We start from the raw sequence: 12,018 nt of genomic DNA, 5'->3' as shown, positions 1-12,018 counted from the left end.
ATCAGCTGATCCGGATGCCGGAGCCGGCGACCGTGTGGCCGATGACCGGATGGCCCGGCAACTCGCCGACGACCAGCAGCCCGCCCGAGGTCTGGGCGTCGGCGAGGAAGAGCAGGTCGTCCTCGGTGATGGTCGATGCCGACTGCAGGTGCGGTCGCACCCAGTCCAGGTTGCGCCGGGTGCCCCCGGACACGTAGCCGCCGGCCAGGGCGTCCAGCGCGCCGTCGACGGCGGGGACCGCGGAGCGCTCGAGCACCGCGCCGATGCCCGACGCTCGGCACAGCTTGTGCAGGTGGCCGAGCAGGCCGAAACCGGTCACGTCGGTCGCGGCCGTGACGCCGGCGGCGAGTGCCTCGCGGGCCGCGACGTCGTTCAGGGCGGTCATGCTCGCGATCGCCGCTTCGAAGACCTCACCGGTCTGCTTGTGCCGGTTGTTGAGCAGGCCGACGCCGATCGGCTTGGTGAGTGTCAGCGGCATACCGGCGACGCCGGCATCGTTGCGCAGCAAGCGATCCGGGTCGGCGACCCCGGTGACCGCCATGCCGTACTTCGGCTCCGGGTCGTCGATGGTGTGCCCGCCGATCACCGGGCAGCCGGCCTGCGTGCCGACGTCGAGTCCGCCGCGCAGCACCTCGGTCATCAGCTCCATCGGGAGCACGCCGCGCGGCCAGCCGACCAGGTTGATCGCCACCACCGGACGGCCGCCCATCGCGTAGACGTCGGACAGGGCGTTCGCCGCAGCGATGCGGCCCCAGTCGTAGGGCGAGTCCACGACGGGTGTGAAGAAATCGGCTGTGGAAAGCACGGCGAGGTCATCGTGCACCCGGACCACCGCGGCGTCGTCGCCGTCGTCCACGCCGACGAGCACATCCGGTCCGGTCTGGCCGACGAGTCCGCGCACGGCGTCCTCGAGTTCACCGGCCGGGATCTTGCACGCGCAGCCGCCGCCGTGCGCGAAGGTGGTGAGTCGGAGCGTCTGGGTGCCGGTCATGTGATCGAGGGTAGACAGCTCGCGCTGCCCGGGTGCCGGCGGCGCGCAGCGCGGGAGGTGCCGCGCGAGCGAACACCACGGACGGTAGGTTGACGCCTGGAGGCGTCAGGGTTCCTGGTGGGCCCCCCGGTCTTCAAAACCGGTGAGGCCGAGCATCTCGGTCTGGCGGGTTCGATTCCCGTCCGTCTCCGCCAGGTCGTGACGTTCGACGAGAAGAGCCGGCCACGTTGCCATGCCGCTGGAGGTGCCGATGTCGTCGCAGGACCCGCGCAGCCGCATCCCGCGCACCGACACGCTCCTCGCGTCACCGCTGGTCACCGCCGCCGCGGCACACCTGGGCGCCGACACCGTGCGCCGCCTCGTCGTCGCCGCGCAGGATCGGGCCCGCCGTGGCGAGATCGACCCCGAACAGGTGCCCGCGGCGCTGGAAGCGTCGCTGCGGGGCGGTGCCACACAGCTGCGCCCGGTGATCAACGCCACCGGCGTCGTCATACACACCAATCTGGGGCGTGCGCCTCTGTCGCCGGCGGCGGTCGAGGCGATCCGCGCGGCCGCGGGGTATGTCGACGTCGAGATCGCCCTCGCGACCGGCAAGCGGTCCCGACGGGGCACGGCGGCGCGTGCGGCCCTGCTCGCCGCGTGCCCGGCCGCGGAGGAGGCGCTGGTCGTCAACAACGGCGCCGCGGCGCTGGTGCTGGCCACGACCGCGCTTGCGCAGGATGCCGAGATCATCGTCAGCAGAGGCGAACTCGTCGAGATCGGCGCCGGCTTCCGGCTGCCGGACCTGATCGCCTCCACCGGTGCCCGGCTGCGCGAGGTCGGCACCACCAACCGCACCCATCTGCGTGACTACGCCGACGCCATCGGGGCCGGCACCGGCGCGATCCTCAAGGTGCACCCCAGCAACTTCCGCGTCGATGGCTTCACGTCCGCCGCGCCGGTCGATGCACTGCACGACCTCGCGCTGCAGCACGACGTGCCGCTCGTGGTCGACCTGGGCAGCGGGCTGCTGGCGCCGGACGCGCTCATCCCGGACGAGCCCGACGCGACCACCACGCTCGTCGCCGGCGCCGATGTGGTCACCGCCAGCGGTGACAAGTTGCTGGGCGGACCGCAGGCCGGCATCGCGCTGGGCCGCAAGGCATTCCTCGACCGTATGGCGAAACACCCGCTCGCCCGGGCGGTCCGGGCCGACAAGCTCGCGTTGGCCGCACTCGAAGCAACGCTCCGCGGACCGCATCCACCGACCACCGAAGCGCTGCACGCCGACGCCGACCGGCTCCGCAGCCGCGCCGAGGCGCTCGCGGCGGCGGTCGGAGGAGTCGTCATCGCGCACGACGGACGAGTCGGAGGTGGCGGCGCCCCCGGCGTGCCACTGCCCGGCTGGGCTGTCGCGCTGCCCGAAAACCTGGCGACCGCACTGCGACTCGGCGATCCGGCGGTGCTGCCGCGCATCCACGGTGGTCAGTGTCTGATCGATCTGCGCTGTGTGCCGGAGTCCGACGACGAGCGGCTCACCGTCGCGGTCCGTGCGGCGCTGGGCAGCTGACATGTATGTCGTCGCCACTGCCGGACACGTCGACCACGGCAAGAGCGCGTTGGTGCGCGCCCTCACCGGGACCGAACCCGACCGGTGGAGCGAGGAGAGGCGCCGCGGACTGACCATCGACCTTGGGTTCGCTTCGATGACAACACCTTCGGGCGCCCAGCTGTCCTTCGTCGACGTGCCGGGACACGAGCGGTTCCTGGGCAACATGCTCGCCGGGATCGGGCCCGCGCCCGTCGTCTGCTTCGTCGTCGCCGCCGACGAGGGCTGGCGACCGCAGTCCGCCGAGCACCGGGACGCGCTGCGCGCCCTGGGCATCGAACGCGGTGTGGTGGTGATCACCCGCACCGACCTGGCCTCCGAGCGCGTCGACACCGTCACGGCGCAGGTGCGCGAGGAACTGGCCGGGACAGGACTGCACGACGCGCCGGTGGTGGCGGTCTCGGCACACACCGGTGCCGGGCTCGAGCTGCTGGTCGACACGCTCGACGAGATGCTCGCTGCTGCGCCGAAACCGTTGCAGCAGGGCAGGATCCGTCTCTGGATCGACCGCTCCTTCTCGATCCGCGGCGCGGGGACGGTGGTCACCGGAACGCTGCCCGCCGGCACCCTGACGACCGGCGATCGACTCAGCCTGCTCGGCGCGGGCGCGTCGGCGGTCACGGTGCGCGGCCTCCAACAGCACGGTGCGACGGTCGCGACCGTCGGTCCGGTCAGCCGGGTCGCGGTCAACCTGCGGGGGATCGCAGCGGACGCCGTCCATCGCGGCGACGCCCTCCTGACACCGGACGCCTGGCAACTCACATCTGAGCTCGACGTGCGTCGCGGGTCGGGCCCTGAGCTGCCCGAGTTGCCGGAGCATCTCATGGTCCACTTCGGCACTCTTGCCGTCCCCGCGCGACTGCGGCCGTTCGACGGGACGACCGCCCGCGTACTGCTGGAGCGCGAGGTGCCGGCCACGCTCGGCGACCGGATGATCTTGCGGGACAACGGATCCCGTCGGTTCGCCGGGGTGCGGGTGCTGGACGTCGAGCCACCGCGGTTGCGGCGCCGTGGTGCGGGTGCCCGGCGCGCCCGGCAACTGGCCGACCGTCCCCCGACCGGTGATCTGCGGGCCGAGGTGGCGCGGCGTGGTGCGGTCCGTCGGGACCAGCTGGAACGGCTGGGCATCGTGCTGCCGGCGAACCCCGCGCAGGACATCGTGGTGCACGGCAATTGGTGGATCCACCGGGGGGCATTGGATGGCTGGTCCGAGGCGCTGCAAGCCGCGGTCGCCGCCGACCTGGCGCGTCACCCGTTGTCGGCCGGACTGACCCGTGGCGCCGCGATCAGCGCGCTGGGCCTCCCGGACGCCTCGTTGCTGGACGTGGTGGTCGCCGCAGCGGGTCTGACCCGGCAGTCAGGTGTCGTGACCGGCACCACCGCCTCGGACCTGGGCAGTGCGGAAACGGCTGTCGCGACGCTGGAGCAGCGACTGCGGCAGGCGCCGTTCGCGGCACCGGAGGCCGACGAACTCGCCGAGCTCGGCATCGGTCGCGAGGCGCTGGCCGCTGCCGAACGGCTCGGCCGGTTGCTGCGACTGGGTGACGGCGTCGTGTTGCTGCCGACCGCCCCGGCCTTGGCGATGCGTGAACTGGCTAGATTGCCAGACGTGTTCACCACCAGTGAGGCACGAAGAGCGCTGAGCACAACGCGCCGTGTCGCCATACCCCTGCTGGAGCACCTGGACGCTCGTGGCTGGACCAGACGCATCGACGCCGGACACCGCACCGTGGTGCGGGCCGGCGTCAGGGCGTGAAGCGACGGCTCAGGCGTCGGCGAGCGCGAGCTCGTCGACCACCGGCTCCCAGTCCTTGGGACGACGTCCGGAGATCGTCAGGGCGATGGCGCCGCCCACCAGCGCGGCGAGCGCGCCCACCAGGAAGCACACCTTGAACGCATCCTCGGACGGTATGGCGGGTGTGCCCGGCTTCAGTGTGATGGTCTGGCTGGTCAGCAGGCTGGCCATGACAGCGCCGGCGACCGTGGTGCCGATCGACCGCATGACGGTGTTGATCCCGACGCCGGAGCCGGCCTCGGCCGGCGGCACGTTCTCCAGGATGAGGGTCGGCATGGCGGCATACCCGATGCCGACGCCGGCCATGCTGATGCAACTGGCCACCAGTAGCTGCCACGGCGCGCTCATCATGAACAGCGCCACCAGGTAGCCGGCGCCGATGACTCCGGCACCGATCGCCAGGGTGATCCGTGCGCCGAGGGTGGTCATCAGCTTGCTCGACACCGGGGCGAGGAACATCATCATCAGCCCGCCGGGCGCCATCCAGAGGCCGGCCTCGAGGATCGACTGACCCAGGCCGTAGCCGGTGGCCGCGGGCATCTCCAGCAGCTGCGGCACCACGATGGACTGCGCCATCATGCCGAATCCGATGAGCATGGCGGCGATGTTCGTCAGCAGGACCGGCCGGCGCGCGGTGGTCCGCAGGTCGACCAGCGGGTCCTTGCGGCGCAGTTCGTAGAGTCCGAACAGCACCAGCACCGCGAGCCCGCCGATCACGCAGAGCAGGGTGTCGGACGATGCCCAGCCCCAGTCGTTGCCCTTGGAGACGCCCACGAGAGTGGCCACGAGCCCGATCGCCAGGGCGACGGCGCCGACGACATCGATCGATGCCGGGTGTCCATCGGAGACATTGGGCACCAGCAGCCCGGTGGCGACGACCATCAACACGGCGAGGACGGCAGACACCCAGAAGAGCGCGTGCCAGTTGTAGTCCTGCGCGATCCATGCGGCGAGCGGCAGGCCGATGGCGCCGCCGACGCCCATCGTGGCGCTCAGCGTGGCGATCGCGGTCGAGGCCATCTGCGGCGGCGCCACTTCGCGGACCATGCTGATCGCGACCGGGATGAAGCCCATGGCGATGCCCTGCAGGAACCGGCCGCCGATCATCGGCCAGACGGTCGTGGACAGCGCGCAGATGATGGAGCCGACCACCAGGACGATCGATGATCCGACGAGCACGCGCTGCTTGCCGATGATGTCGCCGAGACGTCCGGCGACCGGCATGGCGACGGCGCCGCCGAGCAGCGTCGCGGTGACGACCCAGGAGGCGTCGCTGGCTGACGCGTGCAGCAGGTGGGGCAGCTCGATCTGGATCGGCAGCACCAGTGTCTGCATCAGCGCGGCGGACAGCGCGCCGAAGCACAGCACGGCGATGATCAGGTGGGGTTTGACCGCGGTCGGTGGCGCGGGTGGTGCATCAGCGGTGGTTTTCATCGGACCTCACGTTTCTCTTGTTATATGTATGGTGCATGCATATGACTCCATCTGTCAAAATGCCGACATGACCACCGATGACGTGCCGCACTCGCGCACCCAGGAGGCCGAGCTGACCGTGCTCGCGCGCAATGCGCGCCTCACCCCGGCGCAGCGAGCGGCGGCGATCCTGCACTCGTTCGACGTCGACCGACGGGTGGTCGAGGCTCGGACGAGTCTGACGACCGCGGACCTCCGCCTGCTGTGGTTGCTGTCCGACGGTCGGGCGCGGACGCAGCGCGACATCTCCACCGAGCTGAATCTCGAGCAGTCGACGGTCAATCGGCAGGTCAACGCAGCGCTGCGCGCCGGCCATCTGGAGCGGCAGGCCGCCGACTCGGGTCCCGCGCTGTTGGTGGCGACCGGCGAGGGCCGGCGGCGGTATGACGCCGACGTCGAGGCGCTGATCCGGTTGCTCGGGACGGCGTTGCAGTCGCTCGGTGACGAGCGCGAGCACTTCCTGGTGTCGCTGGCGACCTTCGTGGAGGCCTATCGGGCGGCGGCCGGCGTCCACCCGGGCCCCTGATCTCGTGTAGCCCCGGCTCCTGGGCTGTTGGGACCCCGCCATCGCAGAGTGGCGTCCGGGTGTCCGGGTGTCCGGCGGCGATTGGACCGCAAATACTTGGACGTCCTACCATTGAGGCGAGTATGTCGAGTCCGATCCTGAACAAACACGGGAGACTCGGGCTGAGGTGGTGTGGCCGAGCTCGCGAGTGACAGCACCACCTCGGACCGGGTCTCGATGAGTGGAGATCCCATGTCCGAGGCACCCGAGCTGCACGTCCCGGAGAACCCGGTGCGCATCATCACGGCGTCCAGCCTGTTCGACGGGCACGACGCGTCGATCAACATCATGCGGCGCATCATGCAGAGCCAGGGCGCGGAGGTGGTTCACCTCGGTCACAACCGCAGCGTCCAGGAGGTCGTCGACGCGGCGATCGAGGAGGACGCACAGGGCATCGCGGTCAGTTCCTACCAGGGCGGCCACGTCGAATACTTCGAATACCTGGTGCAGCTGCTGCGCGACGCCGGAGCCGACCACATCCGCGTCGTCGGCGGTGGCGGCGGTGTCATCGTGCCGGAGGAGATCGACCGGCTGCGCGCATCGGGCGTGACGATCTTCAGCCCACAGGACGGCCAGCGGCTCGGCCTGGTCGGCATGATCAACCAGGTCATCAAGGACTGCGACTTCAATGTGTATGACGTCTCCCGTCCCGACGCGCAGGCGGTGATCTCCGGGGATCGCGCGGCCGTCGCGCGCACCATCAGCGGCGCCGAGCAGGGCGCGCTCGGTGCGGGTCTGCTGGACCAGTTGCGGTCCGCCGCCGAGGACCGCCGGACCCCGGTCCTGGGCATCACCGGCACCGGCGGCTCGGGCAAGTCCAGTCTGACCGATGAGTTGGTGCGCCGCTTCCGGATGGACCAGCAGGACAAGCTGCGCGTGGCGTGCGTCGCGATCGACCCGACGCGCCGCCGTGGTGGCGGCGCGTTGCTCGGTGACCGGATCCGGATGAACTCCCTGGACGGCGAGCGCATCTTCTTCCGGTCGCTGGCCACCCGCGGGGGTCGGGAGGTCCCCGAGGAACTCGCCGAGGTGCTGACGGTGCTGCGCGCCGCGGCATACGACCTGGTGATCGTGGAGACACCCGGCATCGGCCAGGGCGATGCCGCGATCATCGACTTCGCGGACGTCAACCTCTACGTGATGACGCCCGAGTTCGGCGCGCAGAGCCAGCTGGAGAAGATCGACATGCTCGACTTCGCCGACGTGGTCGCGATCAACAAGTTCGAGCGCCGTGGGGCGATGGACGCGCTGCGCGACGTCGGCCGCCAGATGGTCCGCAACCGCGAGGCGTTCGGCAAGAAACCCGAGGACATGCCAGTCTTCGGCACCTCCGCCGCCACGTTCAACGACGACGGCGTCACCGCTCTCTATCAGGAGCTGGTCGCCGAGCTCGGCGCGAAGGGCCTGGAGCTGCCCGCGGGGACGCTCGAGCCGGTGTCGGTGCGGCACTCCTCGGTGCTGCGGCAAGTGGTGCCGCCGCAGCGGGTCCGCTACCTGGCCGAGATCAGCGAGACGGTGCGTGGCTATCACGCCGACACGCGCCGGTATGCCGACGCGGCGCGCCGGGTGCAGCATCTGACGACGGCCCGGGATGCGCTGGCGGACAAGGCTCCCGGAGCGCTCAATGTCCTGATCGACGAGGCCGGCGAGGTGCTGCCCGGCTCGGTGAGCCGGCTACTCACCGACTGGCCGAAGGTCGTGGAGTCCTACAGCGGCGACGAGCAGGTCGTGACCATCCGCGACAAGGAGATCCACACGACGCTTGCGCGGGAGTCGTTGTCCGGAAACAAGATCCGCCGGGTCGCCTTGCCGAGGTACCAGGACGACGGGGAACTGCTGTCCTTCCTCCGCCGGGAGAACCTGCCGGGCCACTTCCCTTACACAGCAGGGGTGTTCCCGTTCAAGCGGGACAACGAGGATCCGGCCCGGATGTTCGCCGGCGAGGGCGACCCGTTCCGCACCAACCGTCGCTTCAAGCTGCTGTCAGAAGGGCAGCCGGCGACCCGCCTGTCGACGGCGTTCGACTCGGTGACCCTCTACGGCCGGGACCCGGATCTGCGTCCGGACATCTACGGAAAGGTCGGTACCTCAGGCGTTTCCATCGCGACGCTGGACGACATGAAGGTCCTCTACGACGGCTTCGACCTCACCTCGCCGTCGACCAGTGTGTCGATGACGATCAACGGACCGGCGCCGACCATCCTGGCGTTCTTCCTCAATACGGTGATCGATCAGGAGCTGGCGAAGTTCTCCGAGCGTGAGGGGCGCGAGCCGAATGCCGAGGAGACGCAACAGGTTCGGGCGCGGGCGCTCGCGACGGTGCGTGGCACGGTGCAGGCGGACATCCTCAAGGAGGACCAGGGCCAGAACACCTGCTTGTTCTCCACCGAGTTCTCCCTGCGGATGATGGCCGATATCCAGGAGTGGTTCATCGCCAACCAGGTCCGCAACTTCTACTCGGTGTCCATCAGCGGCTACCACATCGCCGAAGCCGGCGCGAATCCGTTGAGCCAGCTGGCGTTCACGCTCGCCAACGGGTTCACCTACGTGGAGGCCTACCTGGCGCGCGGCATGGACATCGACGATTTCGCGCCGAACCTGTCGTTCTTCTTCTCCAACGGCATGGACCCCGAATACTCGGTCATCGGCCGGGTGGCGCGACGCATCTGGGCGGTCGCGATGAAGGAGAAGTACGGCGCCAACGCGCGCAGCCAGAAGTTGAAGTACCACGTGCAGACCTCCGGCCGTTCGCTGCACGCGCAGGAGATGAACTTCAACGACATACGCACGACGCTGCAGGCGCTCATCGCGATCTACGACAACGCCAACTCACTGCACACCAATGCGTATGACGAGGCGGTGACCACGCCGTCGGAGGAGTCGGTGCGGCGCGCGCTCGCCATCCAACTGATCATCAACCGCGAATGGGGCCTGGCGATGAACGAGAATCCGTTGCAGGGTTCGTTCATCATCGACGAGCTGACCGATCTGGTCGAGGAGGCCGTGCTCGCGGAGTTCGACCGGATCGCCGAGCGCGGCGGGGTCCTGGGCGCCATGGAGACCGGTTACCAGCGCGGCAAGATCCAGGACGAATCGATGGTCTACGAGCACCGCAAGCACGACGGGTCGCTGCCCATCGTCGGGGTCAACACCTTCCGCAACCCGCACGAGGACGAGCAGCGGCAGAAGGTCGAACTCGCCCGTGCCTCGGAGCAGGAGAAGGAGTCGCAACTGACGCGTGTCGGTGCCTTCCAGCAGGAGCACCGCGACGAAGCGCAGGTCGCGCTGGCCCGGCTGCGGGAGGCGGCGACCAAGGGCGAGAACGTGTTCGCGGTTCTCATGGACGCGGCGCGGGTGTGCTCGCTGGGCCAGGTCACCGAGGCGTTCTTCGAGGTCGGCGGACAGTACCGCCGCAACGTCTGAGTTCGGCGGCTGTCAGCTGAGTCCGCTGCTGGCGCGGGCCTCGAGGTCGTCGAGCACCTGATCTGCGGCGGCGACGCTGACCCGTCCCGTGCGGCGGGCGGTGAGGATCGTCTCGCGCTCGACCTCGGCAGCGCGGGACAGCGCCCGGCGCAGAGCCTGCACCTGCCGTTGGGGATCCTCCTCGTCGGCGACCGACGTGGTGAACTCCAGCGCGCTCTGTGCGGCCAGATAGCCCTCGTACTGTTCGATCGCCGCCCGGCGGGCAGGTTCGGGCAGGTCGTCGTCGGTGCTCTCTCGCAGCGAGGTCAGGGCCGCGGCGGCCGCCTCGCGGCGCAGGCCGGCGACCTCGTCCGCGCTGCGGTCGGTCGTGGCCACGCCCAACGCCGCGACCAGCGGCGCCAGCGTTAATCCCTGGCCCAGCAGGGTGATCAGGACACAGCACAGCGCCGTGAAGGTCAACGTCGCGCGTGCCGGGAAACCAGAACCGTCGGCGATCGTCATCGGCAGGGCCAATGTCGTGGCGATCGTGACGACACCTCGCATGCCGGCCCACACCACCACAGTGGTCTCCCGCAGGCCGTACGGTGCCTCGACGTCGCGTCGCAGCTGCCGTCTTCGGGCCAGCAGCACCGCGGGGTAGAGCCAGACCGCCCGCAAGACCACCACGGTCCCGATCGTCGCGCCGGCCACCAGCAGCATCGATCCGGTGACGTGGCTGCTGCGCAGCAGCCCGGTCAACTCGAAACCGATCAGCGTGAAGACCAGACTGGTGATCAAGAAGTCGGCGAAGCGCCATACCGACCGGCCCAGCACGTAGCCGCTGGCGGTGATGGCGCGGTGGCCGTAGCTGCGCAGATACAGGCCCAGTGTGAGAACGGCCAGCACCCCGGACCCGTGCAGGTGCTCGGCCACCAGGTACACCGCGAACGGCATGGCGGCGGTGATCGTCGTCTCGGCAGGTCCGTCGTGGATCGCCGCCAGGAGCACCTTGGTCAACCATCCGCCGACAGCGCCGAGACCGACCCCCACGGCCACGGCGAGCAACAGCGCCAGGACCACCCGATCGGCCCGCAGTCGGGACGTGACCACTGCGGCGACCGTCACCTGGTAGATCACCAGCGCCGTCGCGTCATTGAACATGCCCTCGCCCTCGAGCACCGTGACGAGCCGATGCGGCAGGCGCAACCGACGGGCCACGGCGGTGGCCGCCACCGGATCGGGTGGGGACACCACGGCGCCGAGCACCCAGGCGGCACCCCAGGCGACACCGGCCGCGTGGGAGGCGACGGCGACCGCGGCGGCCGTTGCGAACGTCAGTCCCACTGCCAGCAGCAGGACCGGACGGGCGTTCTCCCGGAACTCACGGACCGTCGTGCGTTGGGTGGCGGCGAACAGCAGCGGCGGCAGCACGACCGGCAGGATCAGCTCCGGTGAGACCGTGAATCTCGTCAGGCCCGGGATCAGGGCGACCAGCAGCCCGAAGACGGTCAACAGGACCGGCTGCGGCACCCCCATGCGGTCCGACAGCGGCGTCAGCGCTACGACGCCCGCGACCAGGACGGCGATCGTCAGCAGGGTCATGTCGGCTCCGACACCTCACTTGCCCTCGTGCGGACGGTGGTGCAACACGGTGTGCACGAGAGGGGCATCGGCGTCCCGCTGGTGCACGATCGTGAGTCCACCGCGTGACTCGTAGAGGACGTACCGCAGATCGCTCAGATCGAAGACCCCCGCTGGCGCAACTGTGCCTCCAGATCCGCGGTGGTGACTCCGCAGCGGGTCAGTTCTCGGCGGCACAGCTGCCCGTCCCGCACCAGGATCCGCACCCGGTGGTCGAGCGCCGGTCCCAGCCGCGGCAACATCCGGACCCGGCTGAGCAGCCGATGCACCACCAGCAGGGTGAGCAGTGCGACCGCCCCGGTCACGAAGGACTGTTGGTCGGCCGCCGTACGGCCGACGATCGCGCCCGTCGCCACCGCGGTGACGACATCGATGATCGACCATTCGGCCAACGTGCGGCGCTCGGCAACGCGTAACCCGACCGCGGCCGGCCCGAACATCAGCGACGCTTTCAGCACCACCTCTGCCAGTCGGGACCAATCGCCGATCAGCCAGTGCATGCCACTCACCCTCCCGCGCGCCGATCCGAACTGCCCGGTGCCATGCTAGGGCTCAGGTCGGGC

General features: G+C 69.8%; 8 protein-coding genes and 1 tRNA gene. 5 read left to right on the top strand and 4 right to left on the bottom strand.

The annotated features are described in order from the left end of the window. Window position 1 precedes the first annotated feature (1 nt). Window positions 2–991 (bottom strand): selenide, water dikinase, encoded by a 990-nt coding sequence (gene selD, locus ACYVBN_RS08905; RefSeq protein WP_460600190.1) that lies wholly within the window; start codon window positions 989–991, stop codon window positions 2–4. Window positions 992–1,089: 98 nt separating this feature from the next. Between selD and ACYVBN_RS08900 the strand changes: the two genes are divergently transcribed. The 3 genes from ACYVBN_RS08900 (at window position 1,090) to selB (ending at window position 4,335) form a co-directional block, all read left to right on the top strand. Then, window positions 1,090–1,185, top strand: a tRNA-Sec gene (locus tag ACYVBN_RS08900). Window positions 1,186–1,241: 56 nt separating this feature from the next. Further along, window positions 1,242–2,540 (top strand): L-seryl-tRNA(Sec) selenium transferase, encoded by a 1,299-nt coding sequence (gene selA, locus ACYVBN_RS08895; protein WP_460600189.1) that lies wholly within the window; start codon window positions 1,242–1,244, stop codon window positions 2,538–2,540. A 1-nt stretch (window position 2,541) separates the two neighbouring features. Further along, a complete protein-coding gene (selB, locus tag ACYVBN_RS08890; RefSeq protein WP_460600838.1) occupies window positions 2,542–4,335 on the top strand; it encodes a selenocysteine-specific translation elongation factor in 1,794 nt (597 codons plus the stop codon). Between the two features lie 9 nt (window positions 4,336–4,344). On the opposite strand, the gene ACYVBN_RS08885 is transcribed toward selB, so the two are convergent. After that, complete coding sequence (locus ACYVBN_RS08885) at window positions 4,345–5,808, bottom strand: MFS transporter (protein WP_460600188.1); 1,464 nt, start codon at window positions 5,806–5,808, stop codon at window positions 4,345–4,347. 67 nt (window positions 5,809–5,875) lie between these two features. Between ACYVBN_RS08885 and ACYVBN_RS08880 the strand changes: the two genes are divergently transcribed. Further along, the gene (locus tag ACYVBN_RS08880; RefSeq protein WP_460600187.1) at window positions 5,876–6,373 is read left to right on the top strand and encodes a MarR family transcriptional regulator; all 498 of its coding nucleotides are present in this window, start codon (window positions 5,876–5,878) and stop codon (window positions 6,371–6,373) included. A 231-nt stretch (window positions 6,374–6,604) separates the two neighbouring features. After that, window positions 6,605–9,835 (top strand): fused isobutyryl-CoA mutase/GTPase IcmF, encoded by a 3,231-nt coding sequence (gene icmF / locus ACYVBN_RS08875; RefSeq protein ID WP_460600186.1) that lies wholly within the window; start codon window positions 6,605–6,607, stop codon window positions 9,833–9,835. Window positions 9,836–9,847: 12 nt separating this feature from the next. Here icmF and ACYVBN_RS08870 read toward each other — a convergent pair whose 3' ends face one another. Beyond that, window positions 9,848–11,416, bottom strand: a complete 1,569-nt coding sequence (locus tag ACYVBN_RS08870) for a cation:proton antiporter (protein ID WP_460600185.1) — start codon at window positions 11,414–11,416, stop codon at window positions 9,848–9,850. Window positions 11,417–11,550: 134 nt separating this feature from the next. After that, window positions 11,551–11,955: a DUF421 domain-containing protein gene (locus ACYVBN_RS08865; RefSeq protein ID WP_460600184.1), complete on the bottom strand. Its 405-nt coding sequence runs from the start codon at window positions 11,953–11,955 to the stop codon at window positions 11,551–11,553. Between the last annotated feature and the right edge of the window lie 63 nt (window positions 11,956–12,018).

Source organism: Flexivirga lutea, from assembly GCF_054778955.1.
This window is presented reverse-complemented; position numbering and strand designations above follow the sequence as displayed.